Raw genomic sequence first — 18,856 nt, 5'->3', positions numbered from 1 at the left:
AGGCGGCAAGCCGCCGCCGGGAGGCCCGCGCCTGAGAAGGTACGGGCCGCTCGTGAAGATGGTCGGTCGGGGCGTTAACGGCGATCCGGGGCGAACCGCCGGCCGGGCCGGCCGGCGGTTGCCGTTTGCGGATCAGTCGACGGCAAGCGCCTTGGCGATCAGCTCCTCGCCGCCGGGAACGTTCTCGGAGAAGTTCTTGTAGGACGTCTCCTTGGCGATCGAGAGCCAGGCGTCATAGTTCTCCGGGCTCATCTCGACAACCTCGACGCCGGCGCTCTTGAACGTCTCGGCCATCTTGGCGTCGAGCCCCTTGGCCTCGCCGGCGAAATAGTCCTCGGCCACCTTGCCGGCCGCCAACAGTGCGTCCTGCTGCTCCTTCGACAGCTGGTCCCAGCTGCGCTTCGACATCAGGATCGGCTCGTACATGAACCACAGCGCGTTGGCGCCGGGCGCCGTCAGGCAGGTGGTCTGCTCGTAGAGGCGATACGAGACGAACGAGCCGGACGAGGTGTTGGCCGCATCGAGCACGCCGGTCTGGAGGCCGGTATAGATCTCCGAGGACGGCATCGAGGAAATCGACGCACCAGCGCCCACCAGCATCTGCTCGAAGGCGGGACCGGCGGCGCGGGTCACCTGGCCCTGCATGGTCTCGGGCGAGGTGATGCACTGCTTCTTGGAGGCGAAGCCGCCGGCAAGCCAGGCATCGGCGATGACGACCACGCCCGCATCGTTCACGATCTTCTTGATGTCGTCCATGAAGGGCGAGGTGTTGAGGCGGGCGGCGCGGTCATGGTTGCGCACCAGGCCCGGCATCAGCGTCGCCGAGAACTGCGGATGGCGGCCCGAGGCATAGTCCAGCGGGAAGGCGGAAATGTCGAGCTGGCCCTTGGTCATGGCGCCCCACTGCTCGCGCGCCTTGAACAGCGACTGGCCCGGATAGACCTTGATCTCGACGCCGACACCGGCCTTGGCGACCTCGCGGGCGAGGATCTGGACCATCTCGTCGCGCACGTCGCCCTTGCCGCCCGGCCACTGGTGCGAGGCCTTGAGGACGACGTCTGCGGCATGAGCTGCCGGAACGGCGATGGCGAGCGCGGTGGTCAGGCCGAGAGCGGCCCTCGTCAGTTTCTTGAGCATGTGTTTCCTCCCACTGCCGATCGGCGTTTGTCGCGGCCGCCGGCTTGCGTGTCTTCGGGACGGCACGACGACCGGCCCCCCGCCGGCGTTTTCCGTCTGCCCACAGGCAACCACCGGACTGCATCCAAGTCAACGGTTTTTGTATACAAGAACGCCGCGCTTGCATAAGCTCTCCGACATGGACGCTTCGACCCCTTCGCACAAACCGGCGACCCGCGCCGCCCAGGCCCTGCGTGAAACGCTGGAATACGACATCGCCGTCGGGCTCTACCCGCCCGGCACCCGGCTTGACGAGGTCTCGCTCGCCACGCGATTCCAGGTGTCGCGAACACCGATCCGCGAGGCCCTGATCGAGATGTCGGCCTCGGGCCTCGTCGAGATCCGGCCCCGGCGCGGCGCCTTCGTGCGCGAGATCGGCATCCCGCGGCTGATCGAGATGTTCGAGGTGATGGCGGAACTGGAGGCGATGTGCGCAAGGCTTGCCTGCCGGCGCATGACGGTGTCGGAGCACCAGGCCTTGCAGGCGGCACACGAGGCCTGCGAGGCAGCGGCGGCGGCCGGAGAGCCGGACGCCTATTTCCACGCCAACGAGAAGTTTCACGACGCGATCTACCGGGGCAGCGGCAACAGCTTCCTTGCCGAGCAGGCGCGCTCGCTGCAAAACCGGCTGAAGCCCTATCGGCGCCTGCAGCTTCGGGTGCGCAACCGGATGGGCGGTTCGCTCGCCGAGCACCAGCAGATCGTCGACGCGATCCTGGCCGGCGACGACCGCAAGGCGGAAAGCGCCCTGCGCTCGCACATCCTCATCCAGGGCGAGCGGTTCAACGACTTCGTCGCCTCGCTCAGCACGGTGGGAGAACCGGCGCGCAGCCGCGCCGGCTAGGACGTGGACTCATAATTGTGCCGGAAACGGCGTCCGGTCCGGCAATGACCCGCCAGAAAGGCCGCGATGGCCGGGGCGGGGCCCCGGTCAAGCGGTATGACGCCGCGGATCGAAGCCGGACGGGCGCCCTCCGGGTATGAGAGAACGGGCTGGCAACGGCGTCGCACCCCCTTGAAAACCCGGCGGTTTCCTGCGGGTTTGCTCCTGGTATCCAGTCCCGTTCCCTCATACCGTTTCTCGCCAGAATTATGAGTTCACGTCCTAGTGTGGTGAATATGAAATACGCCTCACTTTGGCGTCACGCCCAGAGCGTATTTCAAATTCGAAAACAACAATAGAAACATAAACTTACTAGTCACCCCCTTGAATCTGAAGTTCGTTCAGAGCATGCCGGGAAATGTGACGAACTTCAGATTCTGGTGACTAGGGTCCGTTGACAAAGGGTGCCCCGGAGGAGCAGCTGCCGATCGTTCGCGGCTGCCTTTTGGCGGAAAGCGAATCCCGCGAGTGAAGGGCCTGAATGCTTGACGCCTGCCATTCTCATATTCTAGTACTAGAATATGCCGATGAATCTTACAGATTCTGAACTCCTGTTGCTCGGACTCGTCGCTGAGATGCCGCGCCATGGATATGAGCTTGAACAGATCATTGAAGCGCGGGGGATGCGCGAGTGGACGCAGGTTGGCTTCTCGTCGATTTACTTTGTGCTGGGCAAGCTGGAGAAGGCGGGACTTGTGGCGGCCGAGGTACCCGCGGGTGCGAAGGCGCGGAAGACGTTTTGCATCACTTCATCGGGCCGTGAGGTTCTGGGCGAACAGACCATTGCTGCCCTCGGAACATATCGCCCGACGTTCTCGTCACTCCTGCTCGGAATGGTGCACTGGCCAGTGCTGTCACGCGATGCGGCACTGGATGCCTTGGAGGCACGCCTGCCGTCGGTCGTCGCGGAACTCGAGCGGCTCGAGCGCGTGCGCCGACAAAGGCAGCCCATGCCTGATCATGTCGAGGTTCTCTTTGATTTTTCGGCCGGCCAACTGAACGCCGAGCGCAACTGGATCAGCACCACACTGGACTATATGAGAAGCAAGCCATGGTAGACGAAGCACTGATCGATCTGACGCAGGACCGGACCACATTGCGCACGCTGTACGCGCCACCGGCAGGTGCCTTCAGCGTGGTCGATGTGCCCAGGCTTCCCTTCGCGATCCTGGATGGGGAAGGCCCACCCGAACAGACCTCCATCCAGGCTGCGGTGAAGGCTCTCTACACCGCAATCTACGCCATCCGGCGCGAAGCGCGGGAGCGAATGGGCAAGTCCTTTGTCGAGCCGCCGGTGGAAATCCTCTACTGGGCGGACGACATGCGCGACCTGGCAGCGGGCAATCGCGAGAAGTGGCATTGGCGCGTACAGATTACCCTGCCGGTTTGGGCCGACGCACAGAGACTGAAGGACTCGGCTGCCGAGGCGAGGCACGAATTGGGCGATAAGCCTGCCGTTCGATGGGAGGTTCTGGCCGAAGGCACGTGCGTTCAGTTCCTGCATCTTGGCGAAACGGACGACCTTCCGGAGATTCTGGCAGGGCTCTACGGCGACTACCTGGCGCAGCAAGGGCTGGAACCGGATGGCCCCTATCACGAGATCTATCTCGATGATTGGAGCCGCGTTGCACCGCGTCAGCGCAGGATCATCCTCCGGCAGCCGGTGCGCCCGACGAGGTAGGTGAAAGTCCGGCGCTGGCTGGCCCTTCTTGCAAAGACCGGTATCCATGGCTTTTGCGGCGGCAAGTGCGAGGACGCCCAGGAAGGAAGCCTTGAACCAGTCACGCCGCGATCCGGGAAACCCTCTTGTCAACAGACCCTAGTGTGGTGGATTTGAAGTCCGTTTCATTGGCTGCTGCAAGCTCCGAAACGGACGTCAAATCCAAGAACCACACTAGAAACATAAACTTGCTAGTCACCTTCTTGAATCTGAAGTTCGTTCAGAGCCTGTCGCGAGTGAAGCGAACTTCAGATTCGGGTGACTACGCTCCAAGCCGGTCGGCAAGGTCGAGCAGGTCCTTGCAGCTGTAGTCCCACCCCTCGCCCGCTTCCCGGTTGCCGGCCTTGGACGGATCCCCCGCATTCGACCGGGCAATATGGGCAGTCTTCAGTCCGCAATCGCGCGCCGCTTGCAGGTCGTATCCATGCGCCGCCACCAGCATCGCATTTTCCGGCTTCACCCCAAGCAGCTCGCATGCGCCCAGATAGGCCCGCGGCACCGGCTTGTAGGTTTGGGCGATATCGGCGCCGACAACCGCGTCCCATGACAGGCCGTTGTGTCTCGACACATCCACCAGAAGCCGGGTGTGCCCGTCGGACAGCGGCGCGACAATGAAACGCGCCCTCAGGCGGGGAAGCCCTTCAGTCAGATCCGGCCAGGCCTTCAGCCGGTGCCAGGCCCGGTTGAGCTGTTCGAGTTCCCCGGGAGGGAATGCCCCCGGCGCCAGCCCGAATTGCCCGAGGCAGGCCTCGAGGTTCTCCCGGTTCACCTGATCGAGCGAGACGAAGGGGCGCTCGCCGCGACGCACCGGCTCGACCGAGGCGTCGTAGCGACCGACCCAGGCATCGGCGAAGGCGGCGGGATCGATGTCGCCGCGCCCGTTGCGTTCGAGGAACGCGCGGGTCTCGGCCGCGATGCTGCCGCGCCAGTCGACCATGGTCCCCAGGACGTCAAAGAAAAGCACGTCGATCGTGTGCATGTCTGCCTCCGTTGGCTTCGGGCGAGTTTCAGACCCCGGCACGCCATGGCCATGCTTATATTGCACGACGAAAACGCGCCGATTTCCTTGGCAAGGACTAGCCTATCTGATCAAATCCGTAAGACCAGAAACCCTGATCCGGCATAAGCGTGAAGTTATGGTACCGCGTCGTCATCTCCCTCCCCTCCGCCTGCTGTCGGCGTTCGAGGCCGTCGTGCGGACGGGCGGCATGCAGAGCGCGGCAACGCAGCTGAACGTTACCCAGCCCGCGATCAGCCAGGCCCTGCGGAGCCTTGAAGAGCACGTCGGGACGAGGCTGCTCGACCGCGGCAAGCGCCCGGCCGCCCTGACCGAGGCCGGCCGCATCCTGCTTCACGCGGTGTCAGGCGGGCTCGACCAGATCGAAAGTGCGATCGGAAAAATCAGGGTTCAGGAGCAGGAAAGGCGGAACGTCGTGACGATCGCCTGCACTGTCTGCACCGGCATGTACTGGCTGATGCCGCGCCTGGCGGCGTTCTACGCCCGCCATCCGGAGATTGTCGTCCAGGTGGTGCCGACCTCCGGCACCCCGCGCTTTGCCGCCGAAACCGACCTCCTGATCCGCTACGGCGCGGGCAACTGGCCGGACGGCCGCTGCGAACGGCTGTTCGACGAGCGGCTTGTGCCCGTCTGCAGCCCCGGGATCCTTGAGCGGATCGGCCCCGGAAACTTCGCCAAAGCCACCCTTCTTCACGTCGAGGCGGACGAGGACCTGTCGCCGGGCTGGGACGAGTATTTCGACGCAACCGACCTGCCGCACGCGCGGCAGGGCGACCTTTCCTTCGGCGACCATGTGCAGGCGACCCAGGCCGCGCTGGCGGGGCTGGGGGTGATGCTCGGATGGATCGCCAACACCGCCGACCTCGTCCGGGAGGAGCGGCTGGCGGTCTTCCACGACCGGGCCGTCATTCCCGGCGGCGCCTATTACCTGGTGAGCCCGCCGCAGGGAGCGGACAAGCCGGCAGCGGCGCTGCTGGCCGCGCACCTGCAGGCGGGCTGAGGCCCCAGGAAGTTGTCGACCTCAGGAGGTTGTCGAGGCCTTCGACAGGACGACCACCTTGGTGTGGGTCGGCACCCGCTGGAACAGGTCGAGGATGTCCTGGTTCCACATGCGGATGCAGCCCGACGAGACGCTGCGGCCGATGCTCGTCGGCTCCTTGGTGCCGTGGATGCGGTAGAGCGTGTCGACGCTGCCCTGCCACAGGTCGAGGGCGCGCGCGCCGAGCGGGTTCTTCGGCCCGCGCGGATAGCCGTCCTTCCAGTATTTCTCCAGCCCCGGGTTGCGGGCGATCATCTCGCGCGGAGGGCGCCAGAGCGGCCACACCCGCTTGACCCGCACCTTGGCATCGCCCGACCAGGCAAAGCCCGCCTTGCCGACGCCGATGCCGTAGCGCAGCGCCTTGCCGCCGGGCAGCGTCCAGTAGAGAAACTTCGAATAGGGATCGACGATGATCGTGCCGGCCGCGTGGCGGCTGTCATGGTCGACGACCTGGCGCCAGTACTTGCGGTCGAAGTTCTTGTAGGGGATCGCCGGGATCTTGAAATCGTAATCCGTCAGCGCCGCATAGGCCGAGGCGTAGTCGAAATCCTCGCCCGGCAGCGGCGGCGTGTTGGGAGCCGCTCCCGTCAGCGCCGCGCCGGTGGTGCCGACGCCCGAGCTCTGGCAGGCGGCAAGAAGCAGCGGCGCACCGACGAGGAGGGCGCGGCGGCTCAGAAGAACGGATCGTGATGCGGAACGTGTCGGTTCCATGTCTGAAATGCTCCCGGTCGACGGGTGGAAAACCCGTCCCTCATATCCGATCGGGACCTCGAGCGCGAGTGCAGCCGTGCAACGCCGCCCGACGATCTTGCCCGCGCGCCCTTCACAAACGCGCGAAACAGTCGGCACAAATGCGTGAGAAAGCCGGCCGGCACCCCTTTCCGGCATGATTTTCCCTGTTTTTCTTGATTTGCCGGCCGCAATCGCGGAAGGCATAGGCCAGCGCCGCGATCCGCACGCGAGGGACGGGCCGCAACCACGATGCAAGAGACGAAACCGATGTCATCCGCCCCGCCGCAGCTGCGCGGCAATCTCAAGTCCGCCGTCGCGGAAATCATCGCGCTGCGCATTCTCGACGGCACCTATCCGCCGGGAACGACGCTGCCGACCGAGGCGGACCTGCTTGGCGATCTCGGCGTCAGCCGCACCTGCCTGCGCGAGGCGCTGCAGATGCTGGTCGGCAAGGGGCTGATCACCTCGCGGCCGAAACACGGCACCAGCGTGCGCCCGGCCGTCGACTGGAACTATCTCGACGACCAGATGCTGTCCTGGCGGCGCAAGGTCGTGCCGCAGACCCAGCTGCTGGCCGAACTGGTCGGCATCCGCGAACTGGTCGAGCCGGAGGCCGCAGCCCTGGCCGCGCTGAACGCCACGGAGGCCGAGATCGCCGCCATGCGCGAGGCGCTCGACGCCATGGGCATCGCCGACGGCAACCGCACGCCGGCGACCCTTGATGCCGATGTGCGCTTCCACCGGCTGCTCTTGGCGGCCAGCGGCAATGCATTGATGTCCGGGCTCGGGGCCTGTATCGAGAACGCGCTGCGCGCCTCGATCCGGATCACCTCGGACCCGAAGGTCAGCGACCCGATCGCGCTCGGCCAGCATGCCGGCGTGCTCGACGCGGTCGCGGCCCGCGATGCCGAGCGGGCCCGCGCCGAGATGCGCAAGCTGATGGCGATGACCCGCGCGCTGCTGGTCGATGCCGGCGCCCTCGACTGACACCACGCCGACCTGATACCAACACCCGGCGCGGCGGCGCGGGCTCCTCCAGGCCCCTCCCGCGCACCTTGCCGCGCCGCGCTTCGCCGCGGCTTTCGAACACGAGCCCTCAACGCGAGACTTCATGGCCCCTCCCCTTCTGCATCTTCGCGACATCGCGCTCACCTTCGGCGGCACGCCGCTCCTCACCTCGGCCGAATTGCAGGTCGGCGAGGGCGACCGCATCGGCCTTGTCGGGCGCAACGGCTCGGGCAAGTCGACGCTGCTGAAGATCGCCGCCGGCCTTGTCGAGGCCGATGCCGGCGAGCGCTTCGTCCAGCCCGGCCGCACCATCCGCTACCTGCCGCAGGAGCCGGATCTTGCCGGCTTTGCCACCGTGCTCGACTACGCCTCGGGCGGCCTTGCGCCCGGCGACGAGCCCTACCGCGCGCAGTACCTGCTCGATGTGCTGGGCCTGCGCGGCGACGAGGATCCGGCGACCCTTTCCGGCGGCGAGAAGCGGCGCGCCGCGCTTGCCCGCACGCTGGCGCCCGAGCCCGACATCCTGCTTCTCGACGAGCCGACCAACCATCTCGACCTGCCGGCCATCGAATGGCTGGAGAGCGAGCTTTCCTCCATGAAATCGGCCCTCGTCCTGATCAGCCACGACCGCCGTTTCCTGGCGGACCTCACCCGTGCCACCGTGTGGATCGACCGGGGCATCGGGCGGCGCCACGACCGGGGCTTTGCCCATTTCGAGGCCTGGCGCGACGAGGTGTTCGAGCAGGAGGAACGCGACCAGCAGAAACTCGCGCAGAAGATCAAGCGCGAGGAGCACTGGATGACCTACGGCGTCACCGCCAGGCGCAAGCGCAACATGCGCCGCGTGCGCGAACTCGCAGACCTCCGCGCCCAGAAGAAGTCGCATCGCGGGCCGCAGGGCAATGTGCGCATGACCGTCGGCGAGACGGAGGTTTCCGGCAAGCGGGTGATCGAGGCGCGAGGCATCGCCAAGGATTTCGGCCCCGGCCCGGTGGTCGACGGTTTCTCCACCCGCATCCTGCGCGGCGACCGGGTCGCCCTTGTCGGCGCCAATGGCGCGGGCAAGACGACGCTCCTGAAGATGCTGACCGGCGCGCTCGAGCCCGACAGCGGCACCGTCATCCTCGGCTCCGGCCTCACCATGGTGACCATGGACCAGTCGCGCGAGGCGCTGAAGAAGGACGAGACCGTCTCGGAGATCCTCACCGGTGGCGGCGGCGACCAGGTGATGCTGAGCGACGGGCCCCGCCACGTCGTCTCCTACATGAAGGACTTCCTCTTCGCCCCCGAACAGGCGCGCACGCCCGTTTCCGCCCTGTCGGGCGGCGAGCGCGGCCGGCTGCTGCTCGCCCGGGCCCTCGCCCGCGCCTCCAACCTTCTGGTCCTCGACGAGCCGACCAACGATCTCGACCTTGAAACCCTCGACCTCCTGCAGGAAATGCTCGCCGATTATCCCGGCACGGTGCTCCTCGTCAGCCACGACCGCGACTTCCTCGACCGGGTGGCGACCTCCGTCGTCTTCGCCGAAGGCAACGGCGTGTGGCGCGAATATGCCGGCGGCTATTCCGACATGATCGCCCAGCGGGGCGCCGGCGTTGCCGCGCGCAAGTCCGTCACCGAAAGCGGCGGCAGGACAAAAACCTCCGACGACAAGTCCGGCGGGAACACCTCTGGCAGCGAAAAGACGGGCGGAGACAAGGCGAAGAAGAAGTCGAAACTCACCTTCTCGCAGCAGCACCAGCTGAAGACCCTGCCGAAGGACATCGAGAAGCTCGGCGCCGAAATCGCAAAGCTGCAGGGCGAGCTGGAAGACCCGAAACTTTATGCCCGCGAGCCCAAGCGCTTCGACACGCTGATGGCCAAACTCTCCGACCTGCAGTCGAAACTCGCCACCGCCGAGGAGACCTGGCTGGAACTGGAGATGCTGGCGGAGGAAGGGTGAGGTGAGCGATGGAAAATGATAAGGACACTCTAGTCCAACATTCTACACCTTAGCATATTATACCACCTCGAACACCTCCCCAATCGGGGACGTGTCGCCACTACACAGCACAAATACAACTAGCCACCATCTAACTATTTACAAGACTCTTTCTTGCGCTGAAGGTGACTTTCAATTTTTTCGGTATCCAACTTATACTTCCCAATATCTTCAAATAAATCGCTATGCATATCTCGAATAATTGACTGAATCTCATCTTCAAGCCAACCGACATCGGAAACATTGTACTCAAGGTCTCCACGCTTGAATCTAACGAAAAGGTTTCTCTCGCGCTCCATCAAGCTTGCTTGCTTCATAACTTGGTCCCTCGATTATGCGCAGATCACACCTATCAGAAACGCCGAAAATAGGCCGTGTTTAGGTCCGGCTGAAAATAGTGCTTGCGCCGTATCCAGACAAATCCCTCCGCCTTGCTGATTACAGCGACATCGACGTCGCCACCCACCGTGTCCGCCTCCATTGACACCTTTCGCTTCAAAGAGGTCAGTTCGATAAGCGAACCAGCGACCAATGGCAACTCACTCTTGGGTAAAAATCTTACCATTTGTAATAGCGGCTGAGAATAGTTTTTATCCATGTACTCATCCAATCGACGCATTTCATTTTTAATTATGTCGACAGCAGGTGCCTGCAATTCCTTAGATAGCTCCTTACGAAGGTCGTCATCTTCTTCATCTGGGACAAGCAATGATAAAACTTTATTTCTAAACGCAAATATTGCAAAAAGCATCCTAGCCTGAATATGCAACAACAGATCTGAAGACGCACCATCAACAAATGATTCAACCATATCCTTTTGCGCAAACCCAGAAACGAAAGCAGGATTCTTGTTTCGATCTATATCAACCGATTTTGTCTGCTGAATTTTAAGTTGACCTCCAATTATTCCGTCTATTTCATAGGAAACAAGCGTCGGACACAGATCCTTATTACCAAATCCACAAAAAACAAGCCCAGATAAATTCTTGCTCATAATATTTTTTCTTAAAATTATTTCAAAATATTTCCATATTTTATTTTTATTTGCCTTTGAAATTTTTCCTATAAAATAACTATCACATATATCATCATCAATTGCCTCAAGTATTATATCTTTTGGAAACTTTATATTTTTTATGTTCGGGATATCTTCATATTCTTCAGCAGAAACGATTAATTCATCAATCTTTCGAGAAAATTTCGCGCCAAATTTATTTTTTTCTGGCCTACCAGAGGTCAATGAATCTCTAAATATGGTTTCACACGCAGATTTTATATTTGGAAGAGCAACAGATCTTATAATACTAACCGCACCAATCCACTCATTCACATCCTCATACGGAATATCATTGCCCAGATATTCGATGAACTTATCCGCATATTCGACAAGACTATTGTACCCATCATCAGGGATTTTCTTCCGAAATTCCTTGATGAGAACTTCAAGAGGAAGATTCATAAAATTAATATTACCATATATCATTATGGCAACAGGATGTTTTTTACTTAATTCAAATATTTTATTTACAGAATTATATACTTTCTTATTTTCGCCTACGCCGATTGTTACTGCACTATCTGCAGCTAAGCAAGCGGCTGACATATTTAAGATCGCGATCTCGGCAGTCATTCTAAATCTCCCGAATCAATAATTCGCTCATTGAGCATATAATAAATAGAATTCAAAATAAATTCTCTGTGGTCGTTATCTCATAGACGAAACGTTGCTTGGAGCCTTCACCCAGTTATGCCTGACGAAAGCGTGCTTTGAGCACCGCGTACGGTCGTTGTCGTTGCAAGTCGACATCGGCCGACCCTACACCATCATCCCCACCACCAGCCAGATATAGAGCGGCATGGGCGCGGCGCCCCAGAGCAGCGCCCAGGGCCAGATCCGGCCCCAGCGGCTGCGCTGCGGCATTGCCTGCGCTCCCCTCTCCGCCCGCGCGCCCTCGCCCGCTGCCGCGTTTGCCTGCCCGTTTGCATGTCCGTTCATGCCACGCTCCCCGCGATGTTCAGGAGGGTCAGGACGACGACGGCGAATATGCCGGCGCCGAAACCGTATTTGGCGGCCGAGAACAGCGCCCGGCCCGTCGCATCGAGGACCGGCACGCGTCCTTCCGCGCGGTCCTCGCGCAGGCCCAGCGTCAGCGCGCCCAGATAAATGGCGAAGAAAAGCCCCGTCCCGACCTCGGCGAGGATGACGACAGCGGCGATGCTCATGGCCTCTCTCCGGTGTTGAGGGGCGGCAGGCCGGAAATGGCGAATTCCAGGCTCTGGGCGATGCGCCGTGCCCGCTCCATGAAATAGGGGCCCGCCTCCGGGTGCGGCGCGGTGTCCTTCAGCACCTGTTCGAAAAGGCCGAGCCAGACGCCGAAATGCCAGGGCTGCAGGTCCGTGAGCTTCGTGTGCGCCGGCACGGGCTTGCCCGAATAGCGGCCGGCATTCATCGCCACCGAGGCCCAGAAGTCCTTCATCTTGGCCAGATGCGGCCCCCAGTCGTCGCCGATCTCCTGCCCAAAGATCGGCCCGAGCAGCGCATGGGCGCGGATCCGCTCATAAAACGTCTCGACCAGCAGCGAGATATAGGCATCGTCAATGCCGAGTCGCGCCGCTTCGCGCTGGATTTCCTCACGGCGCTCGGCCGCGCTCCTGACCCTGATCGTCGTCATGCCGCCTCTCCGGTGAGAATGTGCCTGAGGCCGCTGTTGCCGGCCACAAGGTCGTCGATAGAATAGGTGTCGAGCACCGCGAAGAAGGCCTCGCGGGCCGCGTGAAGGGCGTGTTTCAGCTGGCAGGACGGGGTGATCCGGCAGGTGCCGTTGCCGCCCGGGAAGCAGTCGACCAGCGCGGTGCCCTCCTCCAGGTGGCGGACGACGCCGCCGACGCTGATCCGTTTTGCCGGAAGCGCCAGTCGCAAGCCGCCGCCGCGCCCGCGCACCGCCTCCACCAGCCCGGCACGGACCAGCGCCTGCGCGACCTTCATCAGGTGGTTTTTCGAGATCCGGTAGCTCTGCGCCACGTCGGCAATGGTGGCGAGGTCATCCACGCCCACAAGCGCCAGATGCATCAGCATGCGCAGGGCATAGTCGGTCTGGTGCGTCAGCCGCATCGGTCTCTCCATAAAAGATGCGTATCAGATACCTCTTTTTGAGAGCGCCGCGCAAGGAAAAACATGCATCTCAAATGCTTCTTTTATGCGACGCGGCGTCGCAGGGCTTTATGACAGCCCGGCAACCCGGACCACGGGCAGCTTAAAAGGCGCTGTCCTGAAGCAGCACCTTGCCGTCGGCCATGAGGCGCAGCGGCGCCGCTGCGCCGCCCGCACTCACCGCGACGACGAGGCGGACCCGGTCGCGCGGCATGCGCTCGATGTCGAGCCCCTGTCCCTCCGGCACGAAGAACGCGTCGAGGCCGTAGTCCACGGCAAGGCTCTGTCCCGCGCGGTGGCCGCGCACCCGGCCCCGGATCGCCAGCCGGCCGTCCTCGGGGGCCGCATCCCGCAGCGCCACGGCGCGGTGGATGCCCTCCTCGTCCGCCTCCAGCACGGCCCAGACGGGATCGTCCTGGTAGACGCTGTCGGCGAGATCGCCCGCCTCGACCACGTTGATCTGCGGGTTGAGGATGACGTAGTCGCCGCGCAACAGGTCGCGCGGGTCGATGGGGGCGAGCGCCAGCGTCACCTCGGTGCCCGTCGCGTGCACGCGCAGCCGCTCGGTGAGCGGCAGGGCGACCAGCGCCAGCTGGATCAGCGCGACAAGACCCCATTTCATAAAGGGGGAGCGCATGAAGGGGGAGCGGAGCGCGGCGGTCATGTGTTGTCTCCCGTGGCGGTCCCGGCCCGCTGACGGCGCATCCGGCGCGCGGCGACAATGGCGACAGTGACCAGAACGATGCCGGCGACAAGGAAGAACACCGACTGGCCGAGCAGCGAGCCGACCGTGACATAGAGCAGGAAGAACAGCGCTGCGGCGATGCCGACATTGCCGGTGGCGCTCCAGCCCCTGTTGTCGCCAAGCGAGCCGGCCGCGCTCGTCGCCACCATGGCGCCCAGCACCAGGGCCGCCAGCACCACCCGCGCCTCCGGCGCCATGATCAGCGCCAGCGGACAGGCGAGCATCAGCAGCACCGCGCCCGCCAGTGCCTGCGCGGCCTGGTCGCCGCTTGCGCGCGCGAACATGAGGGCAAGGCCCGCCAAGGCAAGCACGAGGGTCAGCCAGAGCGGCCAGACGGAGAGCAGGTCGCGCGCCGCGACGCCCTTGTCCAGCGCGTCGAAGAAACCGAGCACGAGCGAGAGCAGCGCCGTGCCCGCGAGCAGCAGCAGCCCGTATGTGTCGGCGGAACCGGCAAGGCGCGCGGCGCCCTCGCCCGTGTCGCCGGCAAGGCGTCCGGCGCGCGAGGCCAGCACCCGGCCCCAGGCGACCAGCACCGCGCCGAGCCCGGCAAAGGCCGGCAGCACGGCGAATTCCATGTCGGAGGAGGAGAGCGTGTAGCGCGCCTCGAGCAGGGCGGCGAAGAGCCAGCCATAGACCGCGGATGCCTGCAGCAGCACGATCCAGCGCCCGGCCAGCGAGGTGCGGCGCAGCACATGGCCGGCCGTCAGCGCCAGCAGCGCCAGTGCGATCGCCGTCTCCGCCAGCGTCGGGCGGGGCGGGTCGCCGATCCAGGCAAGCCAGGTGATCGCGGCAATCGCGCCGGCGACCAGCGAGGCGCGCGAGCCGCAGATCCAGGCAGCGGCCAGCGCGCCGATGGCGATCAGCAGCGCGCCGCCGGCCCAGTCGACCGGCAGGTGGTACATCTGGCCGACCAGCGACATGCCGCTGACGAAGACCAGCGTCGCGAACATGGTCGCCAGGTCGGCAATGCCTTCGCGCCCGCGTGCCGCCATCGCGGCGGCGAAACCGTGCGCGCCGAGGAGCAGCACGGCGATGCCGGCAAGCTTGGCGGGGCGCGGGATCGCATCCCAGTTGGCGGCGACGAAGGCGGCAACGGCAAGCGCCAGGCAGATCGTGCCGATGCCGGCAAAGAGCGCCGGCAGCCGGCTTGACGCCTGCGGCGCGGCCGCCAGCTCTGCCCGGATGTGGCCCGCGCCCTCCGTGCCGATCCAGCCCTTTTCAAGCCAGCGGACGAGATCCGCTTCCAGCAGCTTGCGGTAGTGCGACCGGTCCATCATTCCTCACCCTGCATGCATGGCCCCGCGCCGGGGTCGACAAGGCCGTCCGCGCGCGTTGAAAGTCAATCCCTTGTACGCACGCGCCGGCCTTCAATGCACCAGCGAGAAGCCCGCCCAGACGATGGCGGCCAGAAGCGCGGCCGCCGGCACGGTCACCACCCAGGCGCTGACGATGGTCAGCACATGGGCGCGGCGCACCAGCTTGCGGCGGCGCAGGTCCGCCGGCTCCGGATGGCGCCAGCTGCCGGCGATGGTCACGGCGACATCGTCGATCCGCTCCAGAACGCGGCGGGTGCGGATGCGGTTCGTGTACCATTCGCGGTAGAAGCCGACGCCGAACACGGCACCGACGGCAATGTGGGTGGAGGAGACGGGAAGCCCCAGCGCGCTGGCCAGCAGCACGGTGGCGGCGGTCGCCAGCAGCACGCAGAAGGCGCGGATCGGGTTCAGCCGGGTGATCCGCTCGCCGACCATGCGGATCAGTTTCGGCCCGAACAGGAGCAGGCCGAGCGAGATGCCGAGCGCCCCGACCAGCAGCACCGGCAGCAGGAAGTCCTGGCCCGTGTAGCTCCAGTTCTCCTGGTCGAGGGCGGAAAAGATGGCGGCGACCGGACCGACCGCGTTGGCGACGTCGTTGGCCCCATGGGCGAAGGAGAGGATCGCGGCGGCGGCGATCAGCGGCACGCGGAAGAGCTGGCGCAGCGAGCTGTTGCGGTTCTCCAGCCCGTGCGCGGCCCGTCCGACGAAGGGCACGGCGAGCAGATAGGCGCCGAGCGCGGCCGCCATGCCGATGGCGAGGGCGCCGAGAGCGCCCGGCGTGCGCGCCGGCGGCAGGCCGATCAGCACCAGATAGAGCGTGAAGGTTCCCGCCAGCAGCGCGAACAGCACCGGCAGCCAGCACCTGGCGGCGGCGATCTTGTCGTCCCGATACATGATCCGGTTCTTGATCAAGGCCAGGCAGCCGGCGGCGGCGAACGCGCCGAGCAGCGGCGAGACCACCCAGCTCGCGGCAATGGCCGCGATGGTGCCGCCATCCAGCGCGGAAACACCGGCCGAGGCGAAGCCGGCGCCGAGCACGCCGCCGACCACCGCGTGGGTGGTGGAGACCGGCGCACCGATGACGGTTGCAAGGTTGATCCACAGGGCGGCGGCGACCAGGGCGGCCAGCATGGCGAGCGGAAAGTCGGCCGGGCGGGCGAAACTGTCGAGGTCGATGATCCGCGAGGAGATCGTCGTCACCACCTCCGAGCCGGCGAGCAGCGCCCCGGCGCTTTCGCAAATGGCTGCAAGCACCAGCGCGCTGCCCATGGTGAGCACGCGCCCGCCCACCGCCGGGCCCATGTTGTTGGCGACATCGTTGGCGCCGATGTTGAGCGCCATGTAGCCGCCGAGCACGAGCGCCGCGGTCAGCAGCAGCCAGTGGGAGCTGTCGGAGAAGAACAGGGCGGCGACACAGGCCGTGACGATGAGGAACAGGAGGCCGAAGCCGAGCGTCACATAGGAGCGCGACAGGTAGGCCGTCGCCTCCTCCACATAGGTGAACTTGTCGAGATCCTTGTCGATCGTCGATCTGGATTGTCGGGAGATCCGCTCGCTCATTGTCCTATGCTGCGCCAGATGCGTAACGGTTTGGCGACACAGACCCGCGAGATACGGACCCCGGAAGCACAGACCCGCGAGACACGCCCCCCGGAAGCACCGGGCAGGCCCGCCGCATGCCGGCGTAGCGCGGCGCCGTGATCACCGCAGGCGGTCCAGCAGCCGCACATTGCGCAAGAGGCCCGAAAGCTCCGGCTCGTGCACGTTGCGTGCCGCTTCCTGCGGGGCAAACCAGCCAAAGCGGCGCTGGCCCTTTTCCGGCCAGTCCTCGTCGATGGAAACGACGGCAAGCGGAAACACCTGCACCCGCACCCGGCGGCGCAGCCCGTTGTCGAGCACCTTGCGGTAGAAGAAGCTGCCCAGCGGATCGGCGCCGATATCGCCGACAAGCCCCGCCTCTTCCCAGGCCTCGCGCGCCGCCGTCTCGCTCAGCGAGCGGCCTTTTTGCGGCCAGCCCTTGGGCAGCACCCAGCGGCCCGTGTCGCGGCTCGTCGCCAGCAGGATCTCCAGCGCACCCTCGCCGTCGCGGCGCCACGGCAGCGCCGCGACCTGAACGGCGGCCGGCTTGCCGCCGAGCCACAGGCGCATGATCTCGATCGCATCCCCGATGCGCGAGTTCCCCCTGGGTTCGGTTGGCACGGCTAGGGCCACGGCTGGAATGCCCCTCTTGTTGCGGCTCGACTGCTGCGTTTCGCTGTCCGATCGCTTTAGTCGTTGTCGAATCAAACAGAATCAATGAAGCCGTCATACTAACGGCTGATATGTCAGAGATAGGGCGCGTCGCGCCGATTTGCAACAAAAAGCGTAATATGTGCGCCTTTTGTTGCAAGCCGGGCGTCCTGCGCGCGCCCTTCGGGACCCTGCTCAACCCTCCGGCGTATGGACGATTTCGCGGGTCTCGCGGAAACGGATATCCGGGTTCTTCTCTCCGACATAGTTTACCTCCCAGGCATTCTTGAAAAGGTAAACGGGCCGGTCGTCGCGATCCTGGGCAACGCTCATGCGGGTCGTTTCCAGGAACTTGCGCAAGGTCGTCTCGTCGTCGCACTCGACCCAGCGCGCGGTGCTGTAGGGCACCGGGTCGAAGCCGATCTCGGTCGCATACTCGTTGCGCAGCCGGTCGACGACCACGTCGAGCTGCAGCACGCCGACAACGCCGACGATCCAGTTGGAGCCGATCTGCGGCTTGAAGATCTGCACAAGCCCCTCCTCGGCCAGGTCCATCAGGCCCTGGCGCATCTGCTTGACGCGCATCGTGTCGGAGAGGCGCACGCGCCGCAGCACTTCCGGGGCGAAGGCCGGCAGGCCGGTGACGTGGATCTCCTCGCCCTCGCTCAACGTGTCGCCGACGCGCAACTGGCCGTGGTTGGGCACGCCGATCACGTCGCCGGGATAGGCGGTCTCGGCCAGTTCGCGCTCCTCGGCGAAGAAGAAGATCGGCGCGGTAACGGCGATGGTCTTGCCGGCGCGCACGTGTTTCAGCTTCATGCCGCGCTTGAAGACGCCCGAGCACAGGCGCACGAAGGCGATGCGGTCGCGGTGCTTGGGGTCCATGTTGGCCTGCACCTTGAAGACGAAGCCGGTGACCTTCGGCTCCTCCGGGCGGATCACCCGCGTCGTCGCCGGCTGGGCATGGGGCGCGGGGCCGGAGCTGGCGATGAACCGGATGATCTCCTCGACGCCGTAGTCGCGCAGCGCCGAGCCGAAGAAAACCGGCGTCATGTGCCCTTCCAGGAAGGCCTCGCGGTCGAAGGCCGGATAGGCCTCGGCGCCGAGTTCGACATTCTCCTGAAGCTCGGCCAGCACGTTGGGAAACAGCGTCTCGACCAGATAGGGATCGTCGACGCCGCTCACCTGCCGCTCGGTGTCGAGGCGCTGACCGCGCCCTTCCGAGGAAGTCAGGAACGTCTTCGTCTGCCAGTCGTAGACGCCGAAGAAATCCGAGCCCATGCCGACCGGCCAGGTCATCGGCGTCACGTCGAGGGCCAGCGCCTCCTGGATCTCGTCCAGCGCCTCCAGCGGATGTCGGCCCTCCCGGTCGATCTTGTTGATGAAGGTGATGATCGGGATGTCGCGCAGGCGGCAGACCTCGAACAGCTTGCGCGTCTGGGTCTCGATGCCCTTGGCCGCGTCGATGACCATGATCGCCGCGTCCACCGCCGTCAGGGTGCGGTAGGTGTCCTCGGAAAAGTCCTCGTGGCCCGGCGTGTCGAGCAGGTTGAAGGTGATCCCGTCGCGCTCGAAGGTCATCACCGAGGACGAGACCGAGATGCCGCGTTCCTGCTCGATCTTCATCCAGTCGGAGCGGGCGCGGCGGCGCTCGCCGCGGGCGCGCACCTGGCCGGCGGCACGGATGGCGCCACCGGACAAGAGCAGCTTTTCCGTCAGCGTCGTCTTGCCCGCATCCGGATGCGAGATGATGGCGAAGGTGCGCCGGGTCAGATGCGACGGCGCGGTCCCGGCGGCATTGGTTGCCCCTGCATCGGCGCGGGTTTCGGTGAGGCTCATGGCCGCTCCCTGGAGTTCG

General features: G+C 64.4%; 20 protein-coding genes. 6 read left to right on the top strand and 14 right to left on the bottom strand.

Annotated features, from left to right (window positions below; all coding sequences use genetic code 11):
- Positions 1-132: 132 nt before the first annotated feature.
- Positions 133-1,137: a TRAP transporter substrate-binding protein DctP gene (gene dctP / locus ACQY46_RS10340; RefSeq protein WP_428700154.1), complete on the bottom strand. Its 1,005-nt coding sequence runs from the start codon at positions 1,135-1,137 to the stop codon at positions 133-135.
- 178 nt (positions 1,138-1,315) lie between these two features.
- On the opposite strand from dctP, the gene ACQY46_RS10335 reads away from it, so the two are divergent.
- The 3 genes from ACQY46_RS10335 (at position 1,316) to ACQY46_RS10325 (ending at position 3,740) form a co-directional block, all read left to right on the top strand.
- Positions 1,316-2,020, top strand: coding sequence for a GntR family transcriptional regulator (locus ACQY46_RS10335; protein WP_428700153.1), 705 nt, complete (start codon positions 1,316-1,318; stop codon positions 2,018-2,020).
- 566 nt (positions 2,021-2,586) lie between these two features.
- The gene (locus ACQY46_RS10330; RefSeq protein WP_428700152.1) at positions 2,587-3,117 is read left to right on the top strand and encodes a PadR family transcriptional regulator; all 531 of its coding nucleotides are present in this window, start codon (positions 2,587-2,589) and stop codon (positions 3,115-3,117) included.
- The gene (locus ACQY46_RS10325) at positions 3,111-3,740 is read left to right on the top strand and encodes a GyrI-like domain-containing protein (RefSeq protein ID WP_428700151.1); all 630 of its coding nucleotides are present in this window, start codon (positions 3,111-3,113) and stop codon (positions 3,738-3,740) included. Before ACQY46_RS10330 ends, ACQY46_RS10325 begins: the two co-directional genes overlap by 7 nt.
- 301 nt (positions 3,741-4,041) lie before the next feature.
- Here the strand turns inward: ACQY46_RS10325 and ACQY46_RS10320 are convergent, their stop codons facing one another.
- Positions 4,042-4,758, bottom strand: coding sequence for a haloacid dehalogenase type II (locus ACQY46_RS10320; protein WP_428700150.1), 717 nt, complete (start codon positions 4,756-4,758; stop codon positions 4,042-4,044).
- Here ACQY46_RS10320 and ACQY46_RS10315 point away from each other — a divergent pair.
- A complete protein-coding gene (locus ACQY46_RS10315; RefSeq protein WP_428700149.1) occupies positions 4,646-5,797 on the top strand; it encodes a LysR substrate-binding domain-containing protein in 1,152 nt (383 codons plus the stop codon). The two genes, ACQY46_RS10320 and ACQY46_RS10315, sit on opposite strands and share 113 nt — an antisense overlap.
- Positions 5,798-5,818: 21 nt before the next feature.
- On the opposite strand, the gene ACQY46_RS10310 is transcribed toward ACQY46_RS10315, so the two are convergent.
- On the bottom strand, positions 5,819-6,547 hold the full coding sequence (locus tag ACQY46_RS10310; RefSeq protein ID WP_428700148.1) for a L,D-transpeptidase: 729 nt from the start codon (positions 6,545-6,547) through the stop codon (positions 5,819-5,821).
- A 288-nt stretch (positions 6,548-6,835) separates the two neighbouring features.
- Between ACQY46_RS10310 and ACQY46_RS10305 the strand changes: the two genes are divergently transcribed.
- Entirely contained in the window at positions 6,836-7,555 is a 720-nt protein-coding gene (locus ACQY46_RS10305) for a FadR/GntR family transcriptional regulator (RefSeq protein ID WP_428700147.1), read from the top strand.
- Between the two features lie 124 nt (positions 7,556-7,679).
- Positions 7,680-9,518, top strand: coding sequence for an ABC-F family ATP-binding cassette domain-containing protein (locus ACQY46_RS10300; protein ID WP_428700146.1), 1,839 nt, complete (start codon positions 7,680-7,682; stop codon positions 9,516-9,518).
- 134 nt (positions 9,519-9,652) lie between these two features.
- On the opposite strand, the gene ACQY46_RS10295 is transcribed toward ACQY46_RS10300, so the two are convergent.
- From ACQY46_RS10295 to ACQY46_RS10245, 11 genes are all read right to left on the bottom strand, one after another.
- Positions 9,653-9,874, bottom strand: a complete 222-nt coding sequence (locus ACQY46_RS10295; RefSeq protein ID WP_428700145.1) for a hypothetical protein — start codon at positions 9,872-9,874, stop codon at positions 9,653-9,655.
- Positions 9,875-9,909: 35 nt separating this feature from the next.
- Positions 9,910-11,187, bottom strand: a complete 1,278-nt coding sequence (locus tag ACQY46_RS10290) for a hypothetical protein (protein WP_428700144.1) — start codon at positions 11,185-11,187, stop codon at positions 9,910-9,912.
- 186 nt (positions 11,188-11,373) lie between these two features.
- The gene (locus ACQY46_RS10285; protein ID WP_428700143.1) at positions 11,374-11,553 is read right to left on the bottom strand and encodes a hypothetical protein; all 180 of its coding nucleotides are present in this window, start codon (positions 11,551-11,553) and stop codon (positions 11,374-11,376) included.
- Positions 11,550-11,780 carry a hypothetical protein gene (locus ACQY46_RS10280; RefSeq protein WP_428700142.1) on the bottom strand — a complete coding sequence of 77 codons (231 nt, stop codon included), beginning with the start codon at positions 11,778-11,780 and terminating at the stop codon, positions 11,550-11,552. The genes ACQY46_RS10285 and ACQY46_RS10280 overlap by 4 nt, the downstream gene beginning before the upstream one ends.
- Positions 11,777-12,229, bottom strand: a complete 453-nt coding sequence (locus ACQY46_RS10275; RefSeq protein WP_428700140.1) for a group III truncated hemoglobin — start codon at positions 12,227-12,229, stop codon at positions 11,777-11,779. Before ACQY46_RS10275 ends, ACQY46_RS10280 begins: the two co-directional genes overlap by 4 nt.
- Entirely contained in the window at positions 12,226-12,669 is a 444-nt protein-coding gene (locus ACQY46_RS10270) for an RrF2 family transcriptional regulator (protein WP_428700139.1), read from the bottom strand. Before ACQY46_RS10270 ends, ACQY46_RS10275 begins: the two co-directional genes overlap by 4 nt.
- A 142-nt stretch (positions 12,670-12,811) precedes the next feature.
- Positions 12,812-13,372 (bottom strand): GDYXXLXY domain-containing protein, encoded by a 561-nt coding sequence (locus tag ACQY46_RS10265; protein ID WP_428700138.1) that lies wholly within the window; start codon positions 13,370-13,372, stop codon positions 12,812-12,814.
- Positions 13,369-14,730 carry a DUF2157 domain-containing protein gene (locus ACQY46_RS10260; protein ID WP_428700137.1) on the bottom strand — a complete coding sequence of 454 codons (1,362 nt, stop codon included), beginning with the start codon at positions 14,728-14,730 and terminating at the stop codon, positions 13,369-13,371. The genes ACQY46_RS10265 and ACQY46_RS10260 overlap by 4 nt, the downstream gene beginning before the upstream one ends.
- A gap of 90 nt (positions 14,731-14,820) precedes the next feature.
- Complete coding sequence (locus tag ACQY46_RS10255; RefSeq protein WP_428700136.1) at positions 14,821-16,329, bottom strand: inorganic phosphate transporter; 1,509 nt, start codon at positions 16,327-16,329, stop codon at positions 14,821-14,823.
- A gap of 141 nt (positions 16,330-16,470) precedes the next feature.
- Complete coding sequence (locus ACQY46_RS10250; RefSeq protein WP_428700135.1) at positions 16,471-16,968, bottom strand: NUDIX hydrolase; 498 nt, start codon at positions 16,966-16,968, stop codon at positions 16,471-16,473.
- Between the two features lie 225 nt (positions 16,969-17,193).
- Positions 17,194-18,837, bottom strand: a complete 1,644-nt coding sequence (locus tag ACQY46_RS10245; RefSeq protein ID WP_428700134.1) for a peptide chain release factor 3 — start codon at positions 18,835-18,837, stop codon at positions 17,194-17,196.
- Positions 18,838-18,856 lie beyond the last annotated feature (19 nt).

The sequence above is a fragment of the Stappia sp. genome, assembly GCF_965276915.1.
GTDB lineage: Bacteria > Pseudomonadota > Alphaproteobacteria > Rhizobiales > Stappiaceae > Stappia.
The sequence above is the reverse complement of the archived record's forward strand: the minus strand, read 5'-3'. Positions and strand labels throughout refer to the sequence as shown.